We start from the raw sequence: 21,339 nt of genomic DNA on the forward strand, positions 1-21,339 counted from the left end.
GGTGGCCCCATGCGTCGTTTGTTGATTGCCGTTTCTCTGATCGCCGGTATGGCAACCGGTGCCCTGGCCCAGAACGCCGAGATCGAGGCGAATATCCGCGCCCAGATGCGGGCGTTCCAGGCGGATGACTTCGTTACCGCCTTCACTTATGCAAGCCCCGGAATCCAGACCCTGTTTCGTACGCCCGAAAACTTCGGTGCCATGGTGCGCAACGGCTATCCGATGGTTTGGCGACCGGCCGATGTCAGGTTTCTCGACCTGCGTCAGATCGACGGCCAGTGGTGGCAAAAGGTTATGGTGGTCGATGGTGACGGTCGGGCGCATATCCTGGACTATCAGATGGTGCAGCGGGAGAGCGGCTGGAAAATCAATGGCGTTCTCCTTCTGGGCAACGCCGACCCCGCGGCCTGACGCAACACCCACCGTCACGGTGCCGTGAGCGGCGGTTAAATCCTTTCCGATATCTCAAGCCCGCGTGTCCGGAAACATCCGGGCCGGGGAATGGGTCTGTGCTGCGTTGGAGCGTGGCGCGATTGGGAAAGGGTATTCAATGAACAAGGCAATCACCGACGGCATCGTGTTCATGCCGCCGCAATTCGCGAATGGTCTGGATGTATGGTCAAGCGGCGACGGGACGCCCGGTACGCCCACATACGATGGATCGGGTTCGGGGGCGTTCGTGCCGGCGGATGCAGATTTCGGCGGGTGCCTGGAGATCTTGAAGGTCAATACAATCCAGCAGCTGCGCTATATGGGACAGACACCGCTGTTGCCAGGGTGCTATTTGCAGATCAAGGCACGGGTCAAGGCGGTCAGCGGTCCGCTGCCGCAAGTACGGATTGCCGGTTGGGCCGGCGGTGCCGGCGACATGCATGTTCCGGGACTGGTTGAACAGGGGCCTGCCACGCAACTGACGGCCTATGGCTTGGTTCACGAGATCACGGCCATCGTCGGCACCGGCCAGCGCTCCGGCGTTGACATGCCGTGGGGCATGTCGGCCATTTATGGGCATTTCGGGCTGGATATCGAAGGCGCCAACGGGGCCGTGGTGCGCGTCGATGACATCGAGATCACCGACGTGACCGGCGTGTTTCTGCGCGACATGATCAGCCTGGTGGACGTGCGCGATTTCGGTGCCGTGGGCGACGGGGTCACCGATGATTCCGCGGCTTTCGAGGCCGCCGATCAAGCCGCCAACGGCCGCCGGGTCTATGTGCCCGAGGGCGTCTATTACCTTGGGCAGGACGTGGGGCTGGACTCGGAGGTCGATTTCGAAGGTACGGTCATTATGCCCGATGACCGGATGCTGCTGCTGACCAAGAATTTCGACCTGTCGACCTATGTCACAGCGTTTGGCGACGAAACACTTGCCTTCAAGAAGGCGTTTCAGGCGCTGTTGAACAACGTCGATCATGAGTCGTTGGATCTGTGCGGCCGCAAGATTTCGGTCTCGGCCCCCATCGACATGCAGGCCGCCGTGCCAAACCGCTCCAGCTATTCCACCCGCCGCGTGATCCGAAACGGGCAGTTCGACGTCAAGGACAGCACTGCGTGGGATACCCAGACGTTCACCTCGACCGCGACCTATGATCCGGCGGATCCATACAGGCTGACCAACGTGGCAAACGTTGCCAACATTCCGGTCGGCGCCCTAGTCCAGGGAAGCGGCGTCGGACGCGAAATCTATGTGCGGTCCAAAAACGAAGGCGCGGACGAGATCACGTTGAACGCTCCGATCCATGACGCCGCCGGAACACAGACCTACACTTTCGTGGATTTCAAGTATCTGCTGGACTTCAGCGGCTTCAGCGCGTTGCAGAAATTCGGCATGGAAGACATCGAATTCCAGTGCAACGGCCGGTCCAGCGGCATTCGCTTGGCACCGGGTGGCAACACCTTCGTATTGAAGAACTGTTTCGTCAGCCGGCCCAAGGATCGCGGCATCACCTCGATCGGGGTGGGCTGCCAGGGGATGCTGATCGACGGGTGTCAGTTTCTGTCCAGCGAGGAGGCCCTTGATGTGCCGGAGCGCAGTTCGATCGCGCTGAATGCCAACGCCAATGACGTCAAGTTGCGCCACAACCGGGCGGTGCGGTTCCATCACTTTGCGGTGCTGGGCGGCGACAACAACCTTGTTCTAGGCAACCACTTCTTTCAGGGGGACAGCGTTCCGAACGGGGTGCGGAACGCCGGGTTGGTCATGATCGGCACGTACAACAGCTCGGCCATTGCCGAGAATTACATTGACAACTGCTTTGTCGAATGGACCAACGAACGAGATGCCGCGCCGGACTATGCCTCGGGCTTTTCGTTCAGCGCCATGAGCATCACGGACAACATCTTCTACAGCAGCGATGTCGCGGCCTGGTTCAGCTATATCGTGATCCGGCCTTATGGGAGCGGCCACTTCCTGAACGGGCTGACGGTTACGGGCAACAAGTTCCGTACCGCCAATGGGAAGATCGATCGGGTGGATCGCGTCGACACCAGCTTTGCCGGGCTGGACCCAGACCGCTTTGTCAACGTCACCTTCGCCAACAATACCTATCACAACGTGACCATTAAAACCGCCAACCCTCTGCGGGTGCGCCACGAACAGAACTCGGCCGCACAAGCCTGGTTGGTCGATTCCGGTGGCGCCTTGCCCTTTGGCGGGCAGGCCCGCGGTTGCGACAGTGTCGTGGCCGTTGCGGCGCTCAAGTCATCGCTGGGCGCGGTTCGCTATGCGGCCCCTTACGTGCAATTGCAACAGGGTGGCGCAGAGGATCGGGTGCGGTTGCGGTGGCCAGAAAGCCTGAGTGGTCAGGTCACTGTGGTCATGCGCGTCGAGAGGTGATCGTCCGTTGACCGGCAGTCTCAGCGCTGCCGGTCGCCTGCGATCAGAAATCGCGCCACAGGGATAGCTTGAGGCCGACCGACTCTTTGAACGAGTTCTTCTCGAGCCCCACGAGCCAGGTGTTTGGGCCGTCTTTCGGGCGATACATGATGGATGGCCGGGCGCTCCAATAGAACGGGCGCCCGGACACATAAGAGGTTTCGACCTGCAACAGCGGGTCGATGCGCCGCGGCGAGGACAGGCCTGCGGTAAAGTCCAGCTTTCGGATCACCGCCTCGTGGGTTCGGTATTCAAAAGACGCGTCCACCGCCATCCACCCTCCGCCGACCCGGGTCTTGAACCCTTTTCCCCACGACAATGTCGCCTTGTACATCGCCCAGGCCTGAAGCTGCCGATGATGGGCGCCGATGCCGAATTCGGCGGCAAAACGCCCCGCCTCTTCGAGATCCGCCACGGGAACCCGCGCGAACACCAGCGCATGGCCGTAGAGATCGCGGTGTTCCTCGGCGTCCAACCCTATGGTCAGGTTCGGCCGCAGCCCCCATTCGGCGTACAGCGACGTCTTGTAGGCGGTCGCGCCATCCTCTTCGCGGAACCCGGTCACGGACAGGGCCGTGAACGCGTTGTTCTGTTCGCGCAGCCAGGCACCGGCCAGCGCCGGGCCGGACGCAAGAAGGCAAGAGAGCAGAAGCGCGATCAAACGGGTCATGAAGGCAAATTCGTCAATCTTGGTTAACAGAGTGTTAGCTTTGCTTTCATTTTTCTGAATACCACTTGAACCGGGGCGTTCCCGCCAATGCAGGAAAACCGAGACCTTACGAAAAGCTGTGATAATCTTGATCTCAAAACAGGAGGAGCAAGATGCCCAGGATTTCAAAAGATGCGAATGTTCAGACCGTTATCACCACGTTCGAGATGACGCCGGGCACATGCCAGGACCTGCTCGAAGCGCTGACGGACGCCTATGCGAACTTCATTTCCAAGCAGCCCGGGTTCATTGCCGCGGGCTTGCATGTCAACGACGCCCAGACGCGGATCGCGAACTATTCCCAGTGGCGGCGGCGCGAGGACTTTCTGGCCATGCTGCGGACACCTGAGATGCGAGAGCGCAACCGTCGGATCAACGAACTGTGCAAAAGTTTCGAGCCGGTGATGTACGACGTTGCCGAAACTTTCGACTGACCGTGACCTGGATCAAGGTCCGTTTCCGCCGGGCATTTCATTCTGCCGGCGAAACTCAAGGAGGCGCGAGCCATGTATCACAATATTCTTGTCCCGATTTCCTTCGATGTCGAGCGTGACACCTCGGCGCCGCTGAAACTGGCGAAGATCCTGGCGACACCGGATGCGAAGGTGACGCTGTTGCATGTGGTCGAGCACATTCCCGACTATGCGATTTCCTATATGCCGGCAGAATATCTGACCGAGGCGCGCAAGGCGATCCAGGACGAGCTCAACACCCTGGCCGCAAAGCTGCCAAACGCCAAGGGCGTCGTGGTTGAGGGTCATTCAGGCCGTACGATCCTTGACTGGGCCGAGTCCAACAAGCCTGACCTGATCATTCTGGCCTCGCACCGGCCCGGCATGCAGGATCTGCTGCTGGGGTCGACGGCGACCCATGTGGTGCGCCACGCCAAATGCGCGGTGCATGTGGTGCGTTGACGCCGTGGGCCGGTTCGGTGTCGGCGCCACGGCATTGCCACAGTGTTGGTTCAGAAACGGCGCATGATCGATGAAACGAAGGCCGCCCAAGGCTCGGCTACCGACAGACGTGCCTTGCGGCGGCAACGCAGGGCGGACGCCACGCGGCGGCGGGCGCTTTCACCGTGGCGCATCCTGTTCATGGTGCTGACCCTGCCGGTGACCGTTGCGGGCATCGCCTTGGGTATCTACCTGCGCACGTCCGAGTATGACCGCACCGGTGCGATGATGCACCTTTGGGCGCTGGCGGGCTGCGAGGCGGCGCGTTCGGTCGGGCTTGGCCCGATGCGCAAGGGGCAATTGGGGTATCACGAGCGCAACGACCCCGATGGCAACGGGATCGCCTGCGAAACCGGCGCGACAGATCGGTTCAACGCGCCGGCGCCAGTTCAATCGGTCGCGCCGAGGCCCGACCGGTCCAACAGCCAAACTCAACGTAAGATTGGCGCTGCCAAATTCGTTCGTCCCCAAGTGGATTGACCTGCGGTTGTCTCGTCCGCATGCAGAGATCGTTCTGCCTGTGTCTGTACGGAAAATTGCCCGTGTATGCTAAGCTGCAAGCGGCAATTTCGCCCACAGACAGGGAGAAACACCATGTTTGCAAGAATAACCCAATTCAAGATGAAGCCTGGAACGCGTGAGGCGGCCACGGCAAAAATGAATGAATTGAAGGCCGAAATAATGGGCATGCCCGGCATGCATTGCTTTACCAACGTGATGAACGAAGACGGCAGCGGATATGTGATTTCGGTGGTCGAGAGCGAGGAAACCTCGAACGCGAATGCGCCGAAGGTGGCCGAGCTGTGGGGCCATTTCGCCGAATTCATGGAAGGACCGCCCTCGCCGGCCGGTTTTGATGTGGTGGCGCACTGGGACAAGGGCTGATCCCTTTGGCATGGCCAACGCTACCTGCTTTCCAGTGTTGAGCGGGTCGGTGACACTGCGCCCCATGACCCGAGACGAATTCAACGCCTTCTGCGCCACTCTCAAGGCCACGAGCCACGTCGTGCATTGGGGCAATGCGGATGTGTGGAAGGTGGGCGGCAAGGTGTTCGCGATCTGCGGCTGGAACGACGGCAAGGATGCATTTACCTTCAAGGCCACCGATCTGACCTACGAAGTACTGCAGGATCAGCCCGGCATCCGGCCCGCGCCCTACCTGGCCTCGCGCGGCATGAAATGGCTGCAGGTTTACGACGAACGCGGGATGAGCGACCCGTCCCTGCGCGACCGCATCGTGACGTCCTACGAGATGGTCGTGGCCAAGCTGACGAAAAAGATGCGGGCCGAGTTGGGGCTTTAGCCCTTCATCGCCTGCAGCAGCTCGATCAGCCGCTTGCGGTCATCGTCATCGGCATAGTCGCCCGCAGCCAACCGTTCGGCGATGCGCAGGCGCAGACGCTCGTGCTGGGTGCGCACCTCTTCGCCTGCAGTTTCGGCAAGGGTCTTCATGATCACCGCCACCGCCTGCTGGCGCTTGGTGGTGGGGTTGGCGATGTAATCGACCAGGCTCTGCTGCCCGGAATCGAGGATGTTTTCGGCCAGCGCCCGCAACTGCTCGCCATTGGGCAGCAGCGGGGCGGGAGTGCCTTCTGGCGGCAGGATCTCGGGCGCGCTGCGCGGGGTTTCAGCGAGGGCGTTGGCGCCGTCGACGAAGGCCTCGGTGATCATGCGGGTGATCTTGATCGCGCGCGGATCCTTGAACAGGGTCGAGGCGATGGCCACGCCGTAATCGGTATAGACCCACGGATTGACCCGCCGCCCGCCGCGGCCTTTGGGCTTTGAAATCACATTCCGTGATATCAAATCCGCCACCTCGGCGTCGGTCAGCTGAAAGCGGTAGCCCTCGAACAGGTCCTTGTTGCGCGCGACGGCCTGATTGAAGGCGCTGACGGATTTTCCGTAGAACCGGGCCAGATCCTCGGCCAGCACCACGCGGGTACCACGCACCCGGTGAATGGCGCTTTGGACCTCATGCGTGGAGGGCAGGTTTTTGGCGTTCGTCATGGCACTCGTTTGGAATCACAATTTGTGATTTCAAACGTGGAGGAGGGGAAGGTGGGTGGCAAGGGTGGAATGGCTCGCCAGAAGAGCCCATCCTGCCCCACAACATATTGTAGTTTATCAGGTTTCTTATCCACAGGTTGTTGTTAGGCCGATATGTGGTGTATCTTAGGTAGTACAGGCCAGTGATTCTGTGGCGTGCGATTTAAAGCAGGTGGGCAATTGATGAAGGTAAAAAAGCAGTCCTTGACCACACGAGAGGCCGTTAGCCTCTTCCGTGAAATGATCGCATACCGACGTCTATACTGCGAAGACGCCGAGTTCTTTCGGATGACCGAGTTTTGGAACTGGCTCGCGGACGACGATGGCAACGGCGAAGTGAAGATCAAAACGTACCGAACCGAGAACGAAGAGGACTACAAGCGCAAAGCCGGTGTAGTGGCATTTGGGGACAGCGCTGCGCTCGTAGTAGATGAAAAGCTACTAGAAAACGCAGACTCTGGGTGCAAGTTGTCCAACTTCATGTTGGCACATGAATTTGCCCATTTGGCGCTGGATCATCATGCCCGAGGGGCAGTGGTGAAAAACTTTAAGCTTTATTCAACACCCAGCGGTAATGCCAACATTCCGCCGACGAAAGAAGAATATGAAGCTAACTTGGGGGCCGTTTTCTTTCAGTGTGGGCTTGCGTTGCTCGACCCGAAGCTTGACGCGCTGACACTTGCTCACCGAGCAAACTCTGACGTTACCTACGTGAAAAAGGCGGTCAGAATGTGCCGCCTTGATGTGTTTCGCGATGAACTGAAGCGGCAGACATACGGAATACAGCGTGTTGTGTTGTAGTTACTGAACGGAGGCGGAGGCTTAACACCCAAGTTACCGCTTCCTCCGCTTCACATTTCCGCCCCGCTGCCCCGGCCGTCCGGCCGTTGACCGCCCCTGCGACCGCACCGCGTCTTCCGAGGCCTTCTCGACCGCCCACTGCCGCGCCATGGGGTCGTCGGCGACGGCCAGGTCGACCGCTTCCAGCCGCTTGATCTCGTCGCGGATGCGGGCGGCTTCTTCGAATTCCAGGTTCTCGGCCGCCTTGCGCATCTGCTCGCGCAACCCGTCCAGATGGGCCTCGAGGTTGGCGCCGTGCATCGGCTTGTCGATGGTGGCGGTGACGCGGTTCATGTCCACGTCGCCAGCATAGAGACCGGCCAGAACGTCCTCGACATTCTTCTTCACCGTCTCGGGCGTGATGCCGTGTTCCTCGTTATAGGCGATCTGCTTGGCGCGGCGACGGTTGGTTTCCTCCAGCGCGCGCTCCATGCTGCCGGTGATGCGGTCGGCATACATGATCACGCGGCCCTCGGCGTTGCGGGCGGCGCGGCCGATGGTCTGGATCAGCGAGGTTTCCGAGCGCAGGAAGCCTTCCTTATCCGCGTCCAGAATCGCGACCAGACCGCATTCGGGAATGTCCAGCCCCTCGCGCAGCAGGTTGATGCCCACCAGCACGTCGAATGCGCCCAGCCGCAGGTCGCGCAGGATCTCGATCCGCTCGATCGTGTCGATGTCGGAATGCATGTAGCGGACCTTGATGCCCTGTTCGTGCATGTATTCGGTCAGGTCTTCGGCCATGCGTTTGGTCAGCGTGGTGACCAGCGTGCGATAGCCTTTGGCCGAGACCTTGCGCACCTCGTCCAGAAGGTCGTCGACCTGCATTTCGACGGGGCGGATTTCGACCTCGGGATCCAAGAGGCCCGTTGGGCGGATCACCTGTTCGGTGAAAACGCCACCGGTCTGCTCCAGCTCCCACGCCGCGGGGGTGGCGCTGACGAAGATGGACTGCGGGCGCATGGCGTCCCATTCCTCGAACTTGAGGGGACGGTTGTCCATGCAGGAGGGCAGGCGGAACCCGTGTTCCGCCAGCGTGAACTTGCGCCGGTAGTCGCCGCGATACATGCCGCCGATCTGCGGTACGCTGACGTGGGATTCATCGGCAAAGACGATGGCGTTGTCGGGGATGAATTCGAACAGGGTCGGCGGCGGTTCACCCGGCGCGCGGCCGGTGAGGTAGCGGGAATAGTTCTCGATCCCGTTGCAGACGCCGGTCGCCTCGAGCATCTCGAGGTCGAAATTGGTGCGTTGTTCCAGCCGCTGTGCTTCCAGCAGTTTGCCCTCGCCCACCAGTTGGTCGAGGCGCTGGCGCAGCTCCTTTTTGATGCCAAGGATCGCCTGCTGCATCGTCGGTTTTGGCGTGACGTAGTGCGAGTTGGCATAGACGCGGATCTGCTCCATCGTGTCGGTGCGCTCGCCGGTCAGGGGGTCGAACTCGGTGATCTGTTCCAGTTCTTCGCCGAAGAACGAGAGTTTCCACGCCCGGTCCTCGAGGTGGGCGGGCCAGATTTCCAGGGAATCGCCCCGCACCCGGAAGCTGCCGCGCTGGAAGGCCTGATCGTTGCGACGGTATTGCTGGGCCACCAGATCGGCCATCACCTGCCGCTGGTCGTATTCGTTCCCGACCTTCAGATCCTGCGTCATCGCCCCGTAGGTCTCGACCGAGCCTATGCCATAGATGCACGAGACCGAGGCCACGATGATCACGTCGTCGCGTTCCAGCAGCGCCCGGGTGGCCGAGTGGCGCATCCGGTCGATCTGTTCGTTGATCTGCGATTCCTTTTCGATATAGGTATCGCTGCGCGGCACATAGGCTTCGGGCTGGTAGTAGTCGTAGTACGAGACGAAATATTCGACCGCATTGTCCGGGAAGAAGCCCTTGAACTCGCCATAGAGCTGCGCCGCCAGCGTCTTGTTGGGGGCGAGGATGATGGCGGGGCGCTGGGTTTCCTCGATCACCTTGGCCATGGTGAAGGTCTTGCCGGTGCCGGTGGCGCCCAGCAGCACCTGGTTGCGCTCGCCGTCCAGAATGCCCTGCGCCAGTTCCCTGATCGCGGTGGGTTGGTCGCCTGCAGGGGCGAATTCGGTGTGCATCACGAAACGCTTGCCGCCCTCAAGCTTCAGGCGGGTGCGCACGTCGTCGGCAGTCAGCTGGGTCTTGTCGGAATGAGCATAGGGCATGGGCAGGCTCCGCTTCGGCCCCTTACATTTGTTCTTATTTTGTCCGCATGCAACCCCCGCCGGGCGGGTCATTTGCATCGCCCTGCGGCAATTGCAATCTTGTCGCCGCCCGCGCTCTGACGCATAAACGGGCGCGACAACCCGAGTATGGAGAGGCGACATGCGCGCACGGATTTACCAGCCTGCCCGAAACGCAATGACGTCGGGAATGGCCAAGACCCGCAAATGGGTTCTGGAATACGCCCCGGCCTCGGCGCGCGAGGTCGATCCGCTGATGGGCTGGACATCTTCCAGCGACACCCAGACCCAGGTGCGCCTGCGGTTCGACACCAAGGAAGAGGCGCTGCACTATGCGCGGGAACACGGCATCGACGCGCAGGTCGTCGAGCCCCACAAGCGCAAACCCAATATCCGCCCGCGCGGATATGGCGAAAACTTTGCCACCGACCGGCGCGGCCCCTGGACCCACTGAATGATCCGGATTTGTCCGGCCGATCCGACATCGGATGCATTGCGTCCGGTGGTAGAGGCCCATGTCGCGCACAGCCGGTGGGCCGGCCCTGCAGAGAGCAATCATACGCTGCAACCTGATGCATTGACCGCGCCGGACATCCGGTTCTGGGCGATCCTTGAGGACGATCAGGTGCTGGGCTGCGGGGCGCTCAAGGCGCTGCCCGATGGCACGGCCGAGGTCAAATCGGTGCATGTGCTGCCGCAGGCGCGGGGCCGGGGGCTGGCCCGCCGGATGATGGAGCATCTGGCTGAAATCGCCCGGTCAGAAGGCTTTGCAGCGCTTGTTCTGGAAACCGGCGCGGCGCATCTTCCGGACTATGACGCTGCTCGCAAACTGTACGAGGCGTTGGGCTACGGCTATTGCGGCCCAATCTTTGGATATCATCACGATCCCAACAGCGCATTCATGCGTTTGGATCTTGTGCCCCGGTCCTGATCGGCCGGGTGACCCGACGACACATTCGACAGCCCATGTTCAAGGGCCGCTTCACGTCTCGACCAGATATCGGTCCGACAATGGCAGGCTGGCGGCGCCCAACGCGCGGGCGTCCGGTCCGACCGAACCGGCCGAAATCGACGGTGCTTCCAGCCCGGTCAGGTTCAGCCGGGACAGGCGGTCCCGAACCAACGTAATCAGCCGGGACTTGACCGCATTCGGCATCCAGCCGTCGATCTTGACGCACTCGAAATCGATCAAGCTACAACTGGACAGGATGGCATGGGCCAGACCGTGTGCCGCTTGATTCAGCCACCGCTCGAGCAGGTCGGCGGGAATGGTCCAGTGCTCGGGCGAATGCCACAGGCCCGATGCGTCGCAACCAGAGGCCGCCAACGCGCGTTCGAGGACATACAGGCTGGCCACCTCGATCAGGGGTTGTACCGGCCCCGACCCGACGGAGACCGGCATCGGCCCCAACGCGCCGGCGTTTCCCCGGCCGGCAAAGATGGACCCGTTCAACACAACGCCGCCGCCGACGAAATAGCCGACATAGAAATAAAGGAAATCCCGCGGTCCTTCGGTTGGGCCGAATACCAGTTCCGCGCCGCAGGCGGCCGTCGCATCATTTTGGGCATAGACCGGAACATCGCAGATGTCCGAAAGGCTGGCCCGCAGGTCGGCCATGCGCCATGGGTCCATCTTTTCCTGCGGGACCTGCAGGATCTGTGCCCAGTCCCACAGGTAAAAGGGCATGGCGATGCCCAAGCCTGCCACTCGCGCGCGTGCGGGTTCGGACAGCGCCTCTGTCATGTGCGTCAGGGACCGGACTGCGAAATCGAGCGTCTGCTGCGGGGTGGGGTAGTCATAAGTGGTTCGGGACCGGTCGCGAACCCGCCCCAGGAAATCGGTCAGCACCATCTCCGAGCTGCGGCGCCCGACCTTTAGGCCCAGGAAATAGGCACCGTCCGGGTTCAATCGCATCGGCACCGAAGGCTGTCCGACCTTGCCTCGTTGCGGCTCGCCGCGCAACAGCAGCCCGTCGCTTTCCAACTGCCGCATGATGACCGAGACGGTCTGCGCCGACAGGCCGGCCATGCGCGCCAATTCTGACTTGGCCAGCGCCTGATGGCGCCGGACCAGCGACAAAACCAGTTTTTCATTGCGCGCGCGCATGCCGCTTTGGTTGGTCCCGCGCACGTTTGACGGGCGGTGCGAGGGGCCGGTCTCGATTGCGGGTTTCTCGGTCACGGGGTGCTCCTTGTTCCTGCAAGAATGTGGTGTGGGCCGTGGGGTGTCAATAATAATTAAGAGTGATTTAATTATTGACAGGAATCGGGAATTGCCTGATGGTTTTGTTCATGGGAGCGGATCGAATTTCGCCCGCTTGCCCAAGACGTCTGCGGGCGTCGGAGATAACGGGAGGAAAAGCTTTGAAAATTTCAGCATTTGCTGGCGCGACCGCGTTGGCCTTGACAGCCATGGCGAGCGCGGCTGCCGCGCAGGACACGGTCTGTCTGATCACCAAAACCGACACCAACCCCTTCTTCGTGAAGATGAAAGAGGGGGCCACCGCCAAGGCCGAAGAGCTGGGCATGACGCTCAAGGCGTTTGCCGGCAAGATCGACGGCGACCATGAAACGCAGGTGCAGGCGATCGAGACCTGCATTCTGGATGGCGCCAAGGGTATCCTCTTGACCGCATCCGATACCTCGTCGATCGTCCCGGCCGTCCAGCAGGCGCGCGACGCGGGTGTGCTGGTCATCGCGCTGGATACACCGCTGGAGCCGATCGACGCGGCCGATGCAACCTTTGCCACCGACAACTTTCTGGCCGGCGAGCTGATCGGCAAATGGGCCGCGGCCACACTGGGGGACGAAGCCCAGAACGCCAAGATCGCCATGCTGGACCTGGCAGTCAGCCAGCCCTCGGTCGGGGTGCTGCGCGACCAAGGCTTCCTGCAGGGGTTCGGCATTGACCTGGGCGACCCGAACAAATGGGGCGACGAGACCGACCCGCGCATCGTGGGCCATGACGTCACCGCCGGGAACGAAGAGGGCGGCCGCAAGGCCATGGAGAACCTTCTGGCCAAGGATCCGATGGTCAATGTGGTCTACACGATCAACGAACCGGCTGCCGCCGGTGCGTATGAGGCGCTCAAGGCCATCGGCCGCGAAAACGATGTGCTGATCGTTTCGGTCGACGGCGGCTGCCCCGGTGTGCAGAACGTGGCCGACGGTGTGATCGGCGCTACCTCGCAGCAATACCCGCTGCTGATGGCGTCGCTTGGCGTCGAGGCGGTCAAGAAATGGGCCGACGAGGGCGTGAAGCCCGAGAACACGCCCGGCAAAGATTTCTATGACACCGGTGTTGCGCTGGTGACGGACAAGCCAGCCGCTGGCGTCGAGTCGATCTCGGTCAAAGAGGGCATGGACCTCTGCTGGGGCTGATCTGATCCCTTCAGGGGCCGCGCGCTGCGGCCCCTGAATTGAACCACGACCTCACCCGAAATTTTGCTAGAGTCGCCCCAAGACGGGAGCTTGACGCATGGGGGAACCTCATTGATGTCCGACACATCGAGACAGTCCGACGATTTCGAAGCCGCAGCCAAAGGCAGCCCGGAACAGGTTGCCGAATTCGAAGATCACCACCGCGGGTTCATGGGGACGGTCCAACACTTTCTACATGTGAACCCGTCGCTGGTGCCGCTGATCGTTTTGGTGGCGGCGATCCTGATTTTCGGCGTCTTGCTGGGCGCCAAGTTCTTTTCGCCCTTTGCCCTGACCCTGATCCTGCAGCAGGTGCAGATCGTCGGCATCGTGGCCGCCGCCCAGAGTCTCGTGATCCTGACAGCCGGGATCGACCTGAGCGTGGGCGCGATCATGGTCATGTCGTCGGTTGTGATGGGCCAGTTCACTTTCCGCTACGGGCTGCCGCCTACGGTGGCGATCCTGTGCGGTCTGGCCATCGGGACCGCAATCGGCGCGGTGAATGGATTCCTGGTCAGCCGGGTCAAGCTGCCGCCCTTCATCGTGACGCTGGGCATGTGGCAGATCGTACTGGCCGCCAACTTCCTGTATTCACAGAATGAAACCATCCGGTCGCAGGAAATCGAGGCCAACGCCCCGATCCTTCAGCTGTTCGGCGCCAAAATCAATGTCGGCGGGGCGGTGTTCACGGTCGGAGTGATCTTCATGCTGGTGCTGATCCTGGTGCTGGCCTATGCGCTGCGGCATACCGCGTGGGGCCGCCATGTCTATGCCGTGGGCGACGACCCCGAGGCCGCCGAGCTGTCGGGCGTGAACGTGCATCGAACGCTGATGTCGGTTTACATGCTTTCGGGGCTGATTTGCGCCTTTGCCGGCTGGGCGCTGATCGGGCGCATAGGCTCGGTCTCGCCCACTTCGGGGCAGTTGGCCAACATCGAAAGCATCACCGCCGTCGTGATCGGAGGCATTTCTTTGTTCGGGGGGCGCGGGTCGATCCTGGGCTCGTTGTTCGGGGCGCTGATCGTGGGCGTGTTCACCCTCGGCCTGCGGTTGTTGGGTGCGGATGCGCAGTGGACCTTCCTTCTTATCGGTATGCTGATCATCGCCGCCGTGGCCGTGGACCAGTGGATCAGAAAGGTAGCAGCGTGATGGAACCCATTCTCAAAGGGCGCAACTTGGTCAAACGCTATGGCAGGGTCACGGCGCTGGATCATTGCGATTTCGACCTGATGCCGGGCGAAATCCTGGCCGTGATCGGCGACAACGGTGCAGGTAAATCGACCTTGATCAAGGCGGTTTCCGGTGCCGTCGCCCCGGATGAGGGCGAGATCTGGCTGGAAGGGCGCAAGGTCGATTTCCACTCGCCCATCGACGCACGCGAAGCCGGGATCGAAACGGTCTATCAGACGTTGGCCATGTCGCCCGCCCTGTCGATCACCGACAACATGTTCATGGGGCGCGAGATCCGGCGCAAGGGTCCTTTGGGCTCGGTATTCCGGATGCTCGACCGCCCTGCGATGGAGAAGTTCGCCCGCGACAAGCTGAACGAACTGGGGCTGATGACGATCCAGAACATCAACCAGGCGGTCGAGACCTTGTCGGGTGGACAGCGTCAGGGCGTTGCCGTGGCCCGGGCGGCGGCGTTCGGATCCAAAGTCATCATCCTCGACGAACCCACCGCGGCGCTTGGTGTCAAGGAAAGCCGGAGGGTTTTGGAGCTGATCCAAGACGTGAAATCGCGTGGTATTCCGATCATTCTGATCAGCCACAACATGCCCCATGTGTTCGAAGTGGCCGACCGCATCCATGTGCATCGGTTGGGCAAGCGGCTCTGCGTGATCGACCCCAATGATTACACCATGTCCGATGCCGTGGCGTTCATGACGGGCGCCAAAGAGCCGCCGGAACAGGATCGCGCGGCATGACGGCTGCAGGGTCATCGCCGCAGGCGCTGGCCGAGCGGATCGCCGACGCCGCAGCCGGGCTGGCGGGCCGTGAAACGCGCCAGCTTGTCGCCGTGGCCGGGCCGCCGGGCGCGGGGAAATCCACGGTGGCCGCGCTTGCACAACAGGCGCTGCAGGTGCGCGGCATTCCGACCGGTCTGCTGTCGATGGATGGTTTCCACTATGACAACCAGATTCTGACGGCGCGCGATCTGCTGCCGCGCAAGGGTGCGCCCGAGACATTCGACCTGCCGGGCTTTCATGCCTCGTTGCGCCGCCTCCAGGCCGAAGACGAGGTCGCCGTGCCCGAGTTCGACCGTGTGCTCGACAAGTCCATCGCCGCCTGTTCGTTCGTAACCCGCGACCAGAAGGTGGTGATCGTAGAGGGAAATTATCTCCTGCTGGACGAACCGGGGTGGCGCGATCTGCGCGACCTGTGGGCGTTGACCGTGTTTTTGGACGTGCCATTGCCCACGCTGGAGGCGCGCTTGCTGGACCGTTGGATCGGGCTGGGCCTGCCTCGCGACGAAGCCGAGCGCCGAGCCTTCGCCAATGACATTCCCAACGCCCGGCGCGTGGTGCAGAACTCGGGCTCGGCCGACCTAGTGCTGCGTTAGCCAAGCGCCTTGTACATGTAGGTGGTTGGTTCGAACACGGGCTCGAACGGGTTGCGGCAATAGCCGGGAATCTCTCCGGCAGTTTTAAACCCCAGGCTTTGGTACAGGATACGCGAGGGGTCGGTGCTGCGCGTGTCCAGCACCAACAGGGTTCGGCCAAGTTCGGTGGCGCGCTCTAGCAGGGCACCCATCAAGGCGCGGCCCAGCCCGCGCCGCCGTGCGTCGGGATGCACCAGCAGCTTGGCCACATCGGCGCGGTGCGGTTGGTTGGGCATCGCAGCCGGAATCAGCTGAACCGTCCCTTGGATGCGTCCATCATCATGGGCTACGAAAAGATCCAGCTCTCCGGCTGACAGCCCGGGGCGCACGCGCTCCTGCCAATAGGCGCGCGCGGCGTCACGGGAAAACGGCAAAATGAACCCGATGCTGGCGCCGGTATGCACGCAGCCGTGCAGGATATCCGCCAGATCGTCCACCGCCTGGTCAAAAGTTGTTTCGGTCAGACGTGTAATCATATCAGCACCAGAATGTAGCGGGCGCCGCGGGACGCCTCGGTTTCAAAACGGGTTGCGCCGGACAGGTGATAGCGCAGGCAGTCGCCCGCGTTCAGCGCGTGGGGCGTGCCATCGACCGTCAGGGTCAGCGCGCCATCCAGTACGACCAAGTGGTGTTCCTGCCCGGATCGTGGCGGCGCGTCATAGGCGATCGTGGTGCCGGGCGGCAGGTGACATTCCAGGACCTCGCCTGTCAGCCCCGCCGAGGGCGGCGACACTGATCGGCGCGTGAACCCGGTTTCGGGGTCGCGCCACTCGATCTGCCGATCGTAAGGAACCTTGGGGTCGAAGCTGTCCTCGATCATCATCAACAGGCGCGACATCGGCAGTCCGTAGGCTGCGCACAACCGGCCAAGATTCTCGGCTGTCGGACTGACCTCGGCCTTCTCCATGCGAGACAGAGTGGCTCGGCTGACCCCGCTGGTCTGGGCGAGTTGTTCAAGCGACCAGCCCCGACTGCGGCGCAGGTCGCTCAGGTGGCGGGCGAGGCGGCTGGACAAGCAGTCAAGCATTGGTCATATCCGGGAAACATTTTCGATAATGAGAAAAGTAACAGAAATAAATAAAATAAAAAGGGGCGCGTTTGCCGCGCCCCTTGAGCTGCTCGATATGATGGCGGCTTACTTCCAGCCAACCTCATTGAAGATCTTCTGGGCCTCGGGGATGTTCTTGGCGACTTCAGACAGGTTCACGTCGTCGGCCTTGAACTCACCCAGAGCAGCCACGTTCTCGGCCAGCGGCGCGCCGGGAACGGCAGGGTATTCGTCATTGCCGTTCGAGAAATAAACCTGCGCTTTATCGCTGGCGAGATACTCCAGGAACTTGATGGCGGCGTCCTTGTTCGGAGCATGTGCCGCGACACCGGCGCCCGACAGGTTCATATGCGCGCCTTCCGCGTCCTGCGACGGGAACTGGATGCCGATCATGTCGACGCTGTCCGACAGGCCCTTGACGTCTTTGCGCAGGGCGCGTGCAAAGTAGTAGGAGTTCGACACGGCGATCTCGCATTCACCCGAGACGATGCCGCGCAGCTGGTCGGTGTCGCCGCCCTGCGGGTCACGCGCCATGTTGGCGACCACGCCCGCGGCCCATTCCTTGGCCTTCTCGGCGCCGTGATGGGTGATGATCGAGGCCAGCAGCGTCTGGTTGTAGGTGTTGGTCGACGAGCGGATGCAGACCAGCCCTTTGTATTCGGGATTCGCCAGGTCCAGGTAGGTTGCCGGCGGGTTGGTCACGTCATTCTTGTCGTAGAAGATGATGCGCGCGCGCTGCGAGAAGCCGAACCACTGGTTGTCCTCGTCCTGTAGGTTGGCGGGGATGCGCTCTTCCAGCACGTCGCTGTTGACCGCCTGCAGCAGGCCCGCGTTCTTGGCCCGCGCCAGGCGCGAGGTGTCCACGGTCAGCAGGATGTCGGCGGGCGAGTTCGCGCCCTCGGCTTCCATCCGTGCGATCAGCTCGTCGGCCTTGCCTTCGATGCGGTTGATCTTGATGCCGGTGGCCTCTTCGAAATCGGTGTAGAGGCGCTCGTCGGTATCGTAGTGACGCGAGGAGTACAGGTTCAGCTCGCCTTCGGCGGCGGCCGATCCGGCGATCAGGGCCGACAGGGCGGCGGCGATAAAGCGCTTGGTTTTCATCTGTGTTGGTCCCAGTTGTCGAATCTCAGGAGCGGGTATTTCCCGACTGATTTGCTCAATTAAACGATTTCGGACGAGATGCAAGGAAATCTGACAAAATTACTTGGTCAAAAATGCCGCGGCGCTCGTGGGGGTTAACCAGTTCGTTAACCATGTTGGAGCCAATTGGTAGAGCCGCTCCGCCGGACAGCGGCAAGCGCCGGCGTCAGGTCGGTTCGGCGCAAATGGCGGAAGGGCTCTCGAAATAGTCGAAGTGTTGCTGGAAGCCGTGACGCTGCTGTTGCTTTTCGGGCTTGTCGCGGGGCCGGTCTGGCATTGCGTCAGATTGCTCGCTTTTTTCCGACCGGGTTCACCCGGGGCTTGTTGCTCGTCGTTGGTCTGACCATCCTTTTTCGTGGTGGCGCGACTTCGCACTTGATCTTGCACTGCTTGCAATGAGCGTGGATCTTGACGGTTTCACGACCGATGAGCGGATGCGCAGCGTTGTTCCACATTTGCGGGAGCGGGCGGAGCGCATGGTCTTTTCACTCGAACGGTTGGGCATCAGCTGGCCGATAGAGGCAGGATTCGCGTTGTTCGCTTCAGCCCCCTACGCGATGGCGGTCTGTTGCATCACATGGCTCGTGCGGAAGGGGCTCGGGCGGGGCCGCGGGGAAGATCGAGCACAAAAAAAAACCGCGCCCAAAGGCGCGGTTTCTTGAAACGGTGTTTCGCCGTCCTCAGCCCTGGCGGGCTTTGAACTTGCGCTGCGTCTTGTTGATGACGTAGACGCGGCCTTTGCGACGCACGACCCGGCAGTCGCGGTGCCGGTTCTTGAGCGAGCGGAGCGAGTTCTTGACCTTCATGGCCTATCTCCAGTTCCTGCGGCGCGGGCCAGCGCCTGGGTTAGCGGGTGCCCCGGGTCAGACCCGAAACAGTGAAACAGATGGTGGGCGGTACAAGGATCGAACTTGTGACCCCTTCGATGTCAACGAAGTGCTCTACCGCTGAGCTAACCGCCCACTTTCCCTTTGCGAGATCCGCCCCAGAACGAAATGGGGCGCGGAACCCCGCGCCGGTGGAGCGCTCTATAAAAGGAGTCGCGCAGGGGTTCAAGGGGTTTGGTCGAACAATTTTCCGGTCTATGTTGTTCGGAAAGAGGGAGTGGACATGCACAGCACCGCATATGCTTTGGAAATGCCCGCGAAACGCAGCTCGTGCGTGGTGTTTTCCTCGCCCCACAGCGGCCGGAACTATACCCAGCCTTTCCTTGAGCGGTCGATTCTGAACCGCGACGTGATTCGTTCGTCCGAGGATGCCTTCGTTGATCAGCTTTTTGCATCGGCCCCGGATCACGGCGCGCCGCTGATCGCCGCGCAGATGCCACGGGCCTTTCTGGATCTGAACCGCAGCGCAGACGAGCTTGACCCGGCCTTGATCATGGGTGCCCGCCGGTCGGGGCACAATCCGCGCGTTGCCTCGGGGTTGGGAGTGATTCCCCGGGTGGTGGCAAATGGCCGCGCGATATACAGCGGCAAGCTGACCATGGATGAGGCCCGTCTGCGCATCGACACCTATTGGCGGCCCTATCACGCCCGGCTGAAATCACTGCTGGCTGAATCGATCGGCTCCTTCGGGCAGGCGATTCTGGTCGACTGCCACTCGATGCCGCACGAGGCGGTGGCCCTGGCCGGAACCGCGCATGGGCGCCGCCCGGAGATTGTACTGGGTGACCGGTTCGGTGCGTCGGCTTCGGGGGTGATCGTGGATCAGATCGAAGCGGCCTTTGTCTCGGCCGGGCTGACCGTGGTCCGCAACACGCCGTTTGCGGGGGCCTACGTGACGCAGACCTACGGCCGTCCGGCGCGAAATCAGCACGCCATACAGATCGAGATCGACCGCGCGCTCTACATGGATGAATCTACGATCGAACCCAACGCCGACTTTGACTCGTTCCGCGCGGTTCTGGCGCGAGTGATCGCCGATATCGCCCGGATCGGGGCACAGCCCGAGCGTCTGGCCGCGGAATAGCTAGCGCAGCGCACGCCCTTTCACGATTGCATCGCTGCCGAACTTGCGGCGGATCTCGTCCGCAGCGCGTTCGGCCTTGCTGCGCTGGGCGGCGCCGGGATCCAGCAGGTCGCCCAAGGCATCGGCCTGTTCCGCCGGACACAGATCTGACAAGCCGCAACCCAACAGGCGGTACGGCCCCTGATCGCCGACCTGATCGAACAGGCCGCGCGCGGTGCGATAGATCCGGTCGGCAATCTGGGTTGCGTCGCGCAACGACACGCGCCGCGTCAGGATCTTGTGGTTGGCCCGTTTCAGCTTGAGCGTCACCACCCGCCCGGCCAGAGCCTTGGCCTTGGCGCGGTCGGCCACCTTTTCCGCCATCCGCCACAGATGCCCGTCCAGAATGTCAGGGTCGGAGGTGTCCTCGAAGAATGTGGTCTCGTTGCTGATGGATTTCATCGGCGTGTGCGCCGAGACCCGGCGCTTGTCCTGTCCGTGCGCCAGATGCCACAGGCGATGGCCCATCGCGCCGAACCGTGCTGTCAGCGCCTCTTGATCCCAACGCAGCAGGTCCGAGAAGGTGCGGATGCCGGCCCGCTCCAGCGAGTCCTGAGCGGCCGGGCCGATGCCCCAGATCAACCTTACCGGCTTGTCATGTAGGAAATCCGCCGTCTCGGCCTTGCCGATCACCGAGAAGCCGCGCGGCTTGTCCAGATCGGATGCCACCTTGGCCAGGAACTTGTTGTGCGACAGCCCGATCGAGCCGGTCAGGCCCAGTTCGTGCTTCATCCGCCTGACCAGCCGCGCCAGCATCACCGCGGGCGGCGCGCCGTGCAGGCGCTGGGTGCCCGACAGGTCCATGAAGGCCTCGTCCAGCGACAGCGGCTCCACGTCCGGGGTCAGCTCGTCCATCATCGCGCGGATCTGGCGCGAGACCTCGGCATAGACCGACATGCGCGGCTTGATCACCACCGCGTCGGGGCACAGCTTCAGCGCCTGGAACATCGGCATGGCCGAGCGCACGCCGCGGATGCGCGCCACGTAGCAGGCGGTGGACACCACCCCGCGCCGCCCGCCGCCGATGATCACCGGCTTGTCCGCCAGCCCGGGGTTGTCACGCTTTTCGACCGAGGCATAGAAGGCGTCGCAGTCCATATGCGCAATGGTCAGGTCGAAAAGTTCCGGATGGCGCAGAACCCGCGGGCTGCCGCAGTTTGGGCAGCGCCGTTCGTCACCCAGACGGGTCAGGCAATCGCGGCAGAGACCGGGCATCACATTCTCCATGCGCAGCATGACGATGAACCAGAAGCTGTACCCTATCGTAGCCCGCGCGCCAGATCAAAGCGGTTGGCCGAAGAGTTCCGGAAGGAGAAAGAAGACCCCCCGCCGATGCGCGGGGGGAGGTAACGGACCTCAGGAAGTCGCAGTCCGTCGGGGAGTGTCTCTGGCCCAGAATCGCGCGAAAATGCCTATTTTGACAGGGTTTTGACGCTCCGGGCAAAACCGAGGTTTCGCATGTGTGTTTTCGGGCACAGGGACAATTCGGCGCGGAACGAG

General features: G+C 62.0%; 25 protein-coding genes and 1 tRNA gene. 16 read left to right on the top strand and 10 right to left on the bottom strand.

All coding sequences use genetic code 11. The features are described from left to right. The first annotated feature begins 9 nt into the window (after positions 1 to 9). On the top strand, positions 10 to 411 hold the full coding sequence (locus AC2FMN_RS10945; RefSeq protein WP_496688168.1) for a DUF4864 domain-containing protein: 402 nt from the start codon (positions 10 to 12) through the stop codon (positions 409 to 411). 139 nt (positions 412 to 550) lie between these two features. Beyond that, positions 551 to 2,836 carry a glycosyl hydrolase family 28-related protein gene (locus tag AC2FMN_RS10950; RefSeq protein WP_496688169.1) on the top strand — a complete coding sequence of 762 codons (2,286 nt, stop codon included), beginning with the start codon at positions 551 to 553 and terminating at the stop codon, positions 2,834 to 2,836. Positions 2,837 to 2,879: 43 nt separating this feature from the next. Here the strand turns inward: AC2FMN_RS10950 and AC2FMN_RS10955 are convergent, their stop codons facing one another. Beyond that, entirely contained in the window at positions 2,880 to 3,545 is a 666-nt protein-coding gene (locus AC2FMN_RS10955) for a hypothetical protein (RefSeq protein ID WP_496681930.1), read from the bottom strand. A gap of 152 nt (positions 3,546 to 3,697) precedes the next feature. Here AC2FMN_RS10955 and AC2FMN_RS10960 point away from each other — a divergent pair, with 152 nt between their 5' ends. From AC2FMN_RS10960 to AC2FMN_RS10980, 5 genes are all read left to right on the top strand, one after another. Beyond that, complete coding sequence (locus AC2FMN_RS10960; protein WP_149777133.1) at positions 3,698 to 4,018, top strand: antibiotic biosynthesis monooxygenase family protein; 321 nt, start codon at positions 3,698 to 3,700, stop codon at positions 4,016 to 4,018. Positions 4,019 to 4,090: 72 nt separating this feature from the next. Further along, complete coding sequence (locus tag AC2FMN_RS10965) at positions 4,091 to 4,498, top strand: universal stress protein (RefSeq protein ID WP_496688171.1); 408 nt, start codon at positions 4,091 to 4,093, stop codon at positions 4,496 to 4,498. A 63-nt stretch (positions 4,499 to 4,561) separates the two neighbouring features. Next, positions 4,562 to 5,017: an excalibur calcium-binding domain-containing protein gene (locus AC2FMN_RS10970; RefSeq protein ID WP_496681937.1), complete on the top strand. Its 456-nt coding sequence runs from the start codon at positions 4,562 to 4,564 to the stop codon at positions 5,015 to 5,017. A 177-nt stretch (positions 5,018 to 5,194) separates the two neighbouring features. Beyond that, on the top strand, positions 5,195 to 5,422 hold the full coding sequence (locus tag AC2FMN_RS10975; RefSeq protein WP_496681939.1) for a hypothetical protein: 228 nt from the start codon (positions 5,195 to 5,197) through the stop codon (positions 5,420 to 5,422). Positions 5,423 to 5,486: 64 nt separating this feature from the next. Beyond that, positions 5,487 to 5,840 carry an MmcQ/YjbR family DNA-binding protein gene (locus tag AC2FMN_RS10980; protein WP_496688173.1) on the top strand — a complete coding sequence of 118 codons (354 nt, stop codon included), beginning with the start codon at positions 5,487 to 5,489 and terminating at the stop codon, positions 5,838 to 5,840. Here AC2FMN_RS10980 and AC2FMN_RS10985 read toward each other — a convergent pair. After that, positions 5,837 to 6,544, bottom strand: a complete 708-nt coding sequence (locus AC2FMN_RS10985; RefSeq protein WP_496681943.1) for an ORF6N domain-containing protein — start codon at positions 6,542 to 6,544, stop codon at positions 5,837 to 5,839. The two genes, AC2FMN_RS10980 and AC2FMN_RS10985, sit on opposite strands and share 4 nt — an antisense overlap. A gap of 222 nt (positions 6,545 to 6,766) precedes the next feature. Between AC2FMN_RS10985 and AC2FMN_RS10990 the strand changes: the two genes are divergently transcribed. Continuing rightward, a complete protein-coding gene (locus AC2FMN_RS10990) occupies positions 6,767 to 7,384 on the top strand; it encodes a hypothetical protein (RefSeq protein ID WP_496688175.1) in 618 nt (205 codons plus the stop codon). A 33-nt stretch (positions 7,385 to 7,417) separates the two neighbouring features. Here the strand turns inward: AC2FMN_RS10990 and uvrB are convergent, their stop codons facing one another. Further along, a complete protein-coding gene (gene uvrB / locus AC2FMN_RS10995) occupies positions 7,418 to 9,604 on the bottom strand; it encodes an excinuclease ABC subunit UvrB (RefSeq protein WP_496688176.1) in 2,187 nt (728 codons plus the stop codon). Positions 9,605 to 9,764: 160 nt separating this feature from the next. On the opposite strand from uvrB, the gene AC2FMN_RS11000 reads away from it, so the two are divergent. Together AC2FMN_RS11000 and AC2FMN_RS11005 are read left to right on the top strand one after the other, a co-directional pair. Further along, positions 9,765 to 10,076 carry an ETC complex I subunit gene (locus AC2FMN_RS11000; RefSeq protein WP_149777332.1) on the top strand — a complete coding sequence of 104 codons (312 nt, stop codon included), beginning with the start codon at positions 9,765 to 9,767 and terminating at the stop codon, positions 10,074 to 10,076. Beyond that, positions 10,077 to 10,553 carry a GNAT family N-acetyltransferase gene (locus AC2FMN_RS11005; protein ID WP_496681951.1) on the top strand — a complete coding sequence of 159 codons (477 nt, stop codon included), beginning with the start codon at positions 10,077 to 10,079 and terminating at the stop codon, positions 10,551 to 10,553. A gap of 51 nt (positions 10,554 to 10,604) precedes the next feature. Here AC2FMN_RS11005 and AC2FMN_RS11010 read toward each other — a convergent pair whose 3' ends face one another. Next, on the bottom strand, positions 10,605 to 11,729 hold the full coding sequence (locus AC2FMN_RS11010) for an ROK family transcriptional regulator (RefSeq protein WP_496688194.1): 1,125 nt from the start codon (positions 11,727 to 11,729) through the stop codon (positions 10,605 to 10,607). A gap of 305 nt (positions 11,730 to 12,034) precedes the next feature. Between AC2FMN_RS11010 and AC2FMN_RS11015 the strand changes: the two genes are divergently transcribed. From AC2FMN_RS11015 to AC2FMN_RS11030, 4 genes are all read left to right on the top strand, one after another. Beyond that, positions 12,035 to 13,003, top strand: coding sequence for a sugar ABC transporter substrate-binding protein (locus AC2FMN_RS11015; protein WP_496681953.1), 969 nt, complete (start codon positions 12,035 to 12,037; stop codon positions 13,001 to 13,003). A 114-nt stretch (positions 13,004 to 13,117) separates the two neighbouring features. Next, positions 13,118 to 14,191, top strand: coding sequence for an ABC transporter permease (locus tag AC2FMN_RS11020; RefSeq protein ID WP_496681955.1), 1,074 nt, complete (start codon positions 13,118 to 13,120; stop codon positions 14,189 to 14,191). After that, entirely contained in the window at positions 14,191 to 14,967 is a 777-nt protein-coding gene (locus tag AC2FMN_RS11025) for an ATP-binding cassette domain-containing protein (RefSeq protein WP_496681957.1), read from the top strand. Before AC2FMN_RS11020 ends, AC2FMN_RS11025 begins: the two co-directional genes overlap by 1 nt. Beyond that, positions 14,964 to 15,602: an AAA family ATPase gene (locus tag AC2FMN_RS11030; protein ID WP_496688178.1), complete on the top strand. Its 639-nt coding sequence runs from the start codon at positions 14,964 to 14,966 to the stop codon at positions 15,600 to 15,602. The genes AC2FMN_RS11025 and AC2FMN_RS11030 overlap by 4 nt, the downstream gene beginning before the upstream one ends. On the opposite strand, the gene AC2FMN_RS11035 is transcribed toward AC2FMN_RS11030, so the two are convergent. From AC2FMN_RS11035 to AC2FMN_RS11045, 3 genes are all read right to left on the bottom strand, one after another. Continuing rightward, on the bottom strand, positions 15,599 to 16,117 hold the full coding sequence (locus AC2FMN_RS11035; RefSeq protein WP_496688180.1) for a GNAT family N-acetyltransferase: 519 nt from the start codon (positions 16,115 to 16,117) through the stop codon (positions 15,599 to 15,601). The genes AC2FMN_RS11030 and AC2FMN_RS11035 overlap by 4 nt on opposite strands. Next, positions 16,114 to 16,668 carry a helix-turn-helix domain-containing protein gene (locus AC2FMN_RS11040; RefSeq protein ID WP_496688182.1) on the bottom strand — a complete coding sequence of 185 codons (555 nt, stop codon included), beginning with the start codon at positions 16,666 to 16,668 and terminating at the stop codon, positions 16,114 to 16,116. Before AC2FMN_RS11040 ends, AC2FMN_RS11035 begins: the two co-directional genes overlap by 4 nt. A 108-nt stretch (positions 16,669 to 16,776) precedes the next feature. Further along, positions 16,777 to 17,790, bottom strand: a complete 1,014-nt coding sequence (locus tag AC2FMN_RS11045) for a Fe(3+) ABC transporter substrate-binding protein (protein WP_496688184.1) — start codon at positions 17,788 to 17,790, stop codon at positions 16,777 to 16,779. A 434-nt stretch (positions 17,791 to 18,224) separates the two neighbouring features. Here AC2FMN_RS11045 and AC2FMN_RS11050 point away from each other — a divergent pair, with 434 nt between their 5' ends. Further along, positions 18,225 to 18,491, top strand: coding sequence for a hypothetical protein (locus AC2FMN_RS11050; RefSeq protein ID WP_496688186.1), 267 nt, complete (start codon positions 18,225 to 18,227; stop codon positions 18,489 to 18,491). A gap of 18 nt (positions 18,492 to 18,509) precedes the next feature. Here the strand turns inward: AC2FMN_RS11050 and ykgO are convergent, their stop codons facing one another. Both ykgO and AC2FMN_RS11060 read right to left on the bottom strand, forming a co-directional pair. After that, the gene (ykgO, locus tag AC2FMN_RS11055) at positions 18,510 to 18,635 is read right to left on the bottom strand and encodes a type B 50S ribosomal protein L36 (protein ID WP_005648635.1); all 126 of its coding nucleotides are present in this window, start codon (positions 18,633 to 18,635) and stop codon (positions 18,510 to 18,512) included. Positions 18,636 to 18,716: 81 nt separating this feature from the next. After that, positions 18,717 to 18,791: transfer RNA gene (locus tag AC2FMN_RS11060), tRNA-Val, on the bottom strand. 148 nt (positions 18,792 to 18,939) lie between these two features. Here AC2FMN_RS11060 and AC2FMN_RS11065 point away from each other — a divergent pair. Beyond that, positions 18,940 to 19,800: an N-formylglutamate amidohydrolase gene (locus AC2FMN_RS11065; protein WP_496684297.1), complete on the top strand. Its 861-nt coding sequence runs from the start codon at positions 18,940 to 18,942 to the stop codon at positions 19,798 to 19,800. Here AC2FMN_RS11065 and AC2FMN_RS11070 read toward each other — a convergent pair whose 3' ends face one another. After that, positions 19,801 to 21,054, bottom strand: a complete 1,254-nt coding sequence (locus AC2FMN_RS11070; protein ID WP_496688188.1) for a DNA polymerase IV — start codon at positions 21,052 to 21,054, stop codon at positions 19,801 to 19,803. Positions 21,055 to 21,339 lie beyond the last annotated feature (285 nt).

The organism is Ruegeria sp. BHSC037, from assembly GCF_059613045.1.

Excerpts from the sequence above, each read along its gene's own strand:
- AC2FMN_RS10990 (WP_496688175.1), top strand. The coding sequence starts at position 6,767 with ATGAAGGTAAAAAAGCAGTCCTTGACCACACGAGAGGCCGTTAGCCTC.
- AC2FMN_RS11025 (WP_496681957.1), top strand. The coding sequence starts at position 14,191 with ATGGAACCCATTCTCAAAGGGCGCAACTTGGTCAAACGCTATGGCAGG.
- AC2FMN_RS10985 (WP_496681943.1), bottom strand. The coding sequence starts at position 6,544 with ATGACGAACGCCAAAAACCTGCCCTCCACGCATGAGGTCCAAAGCGCC.
- AC2FMN_RS10950 (WP_496688169.1), top strand. The coding sequence starts at position 551 with ATGAACAAGGCAATCACCGACGGCATCGTGTTCATGCCGCCGCAATTC.
- AC2FMN_RS11070 (WP_496688188.1), bottom strand. The coding sequence starts at position 21,054 with ATGCCCGGTCTCTGCCGCGATTGCCTGACCCGTCTGGGTGACGAACGG.
- uvrB (WP_496688176.1), bottom strand. The coding sequence starts at position 9,604 with ATGCCCTATGCTCATTCCGACAAGACCCAGCTGACTGCCGACGACGTG.
- AC2FMN_RS10965 (WP_496688171.1), top strand. The coding sequence starts at position 4,091 with ATGTATCACAATATTCTTGTCCCGATTTCCTTCGATGTCGAGCGTGAC.
- AC2FMN_RS11020 (WP_496681955.1), top strand. The coding sequence starts at position 13,118 with ATGTCCGACACATCGAGACAGTCCGACGATTTCGAAGCCGCAGCCAAA.
- AC2FMN_RS10945 (WP_496688168.1), top strand. The coding sequence starts at position 10 with ATGCGTCGTTTGTTGATTGCCGTTTCTCTGATCGCCGGTATGGCAACC.
- ykgO (WP_005648635.1), bottom strand. The coding sequence starts at position 18,635 with ATGAAGGTCAAGAACTCGCTCCGCTCGCTCAAGAACCGGCACCGCGAC.
- AC2FMN_RS11010 (WP_496688194.1), bottom strand. The coding sequence starts at position 11,729 with ATGCGCGCGCGCAATGAAAAACTGGTTTTGTCGCTGGTCCGGCGCCAT.
- AC2FMN_RS11005 (WP_496681951.1), top strand. The coding sequence starts at position 10,077 with ATGATCCGGATTTGTCCGGCCGATCCGACATCGGATGCATTGCGTCCG.
- AC2FMN_RS11040 (WP_496688182.1), bottom strand. The coding sequence starts at position 16,668 with ATGCTTGACTGCTTGTCCAGCCGCCTCGCCCGCCACCTGAGCGACCTG.
- AC2FMN_RS10980 (WP_496688173.1), top strand. The coding sequence starts at position 5,487 with ATGACCCGAGACGAATTCAACGCCTTCTGCGCCACTCTCAAGGCCACG.
- AC2FMN_RS11015 (WP_496681953.1), top strand. The coding sequence starts at position 12,035 with ATGGCGAGCGCGGCTGCCGCGCAGGACACGGTCTGTCTGATCACCAAA.
- AC2FMN_RS11045 (WP_496688184.1), bottom strand. The coding sequence starts at position 17,790 with ATGAAAACCAAGCGCTTTATCGCCGCCGCCCTGTCGGCCCTGATCGCC.
- AC2FMN_RS11050 (WP_496688186.1), top strand. The coding sequence starts at position 18,225 with ATGAGCGTGGATCTTGACGGTTTCACGACCGATGAGCGGATGCGCAGC.
- AC2FMN_RS11035 (WP_496688180.1), bottom strand. The coding sequence starts at position 16,117 with ATGATTACACGTCTGACCGAAACAACTTTTGACCAGGCGGTGGACGAT.
- AC2FMN_RS10975 (WP_496681939.1), top strand. The coding sequence starts at position 5,195 with ATGAATGAATTGAAGGCCGAAATAATGGGCATGCCCGGCATGCATTGC.
- AC2FMN_RS10960 (WP_149777133.1), top strand. The coding sequence starts at position 3,698 with ATGCCCAGGATTTCAAAAGATGCGAATGTTCAGACCGTTATCACCACG.
- AC2FMN_RS11065 (WP_496684297.1), top strand. The coding sequence starts at position 18,940 with ATGCACAGCACCGCATATGCTTTGGAAATGCCCGCGAAACGCAGCTCG.
- AC2FMN_RS10955 (WP_496681930.1), bottom strand. The coding sequence starts at position 3,545 with ATGACCCGTTTGATCGCGCTTCTGCTCTCTTGCCTTCTTGCGTCCGGC.
- AC2FMN_RS11030 (WP_496688178.1), top strand. The coding sequence starts at position 14,964 with ATGACGGCTGCAGGGTCATCGCCGCAGGCGCTGGCCGAGCGGATCGCC.
- AC2FMN_RS10970 (WP_496681937.1), top strand. The coding sequence starts at position 4,562 with ATGATCGATGAAACGAAGGCCGCCCAAGGCTCGGCTACCGACAGACGT.
- AC2FMN_RS11000 (WP_149777332.1), top strand. The coding sequence starts at position 9,765 with ATGCGCGCACGGATTTACCAGCCTGCCCGAAACGCAATGACGTCGGGA.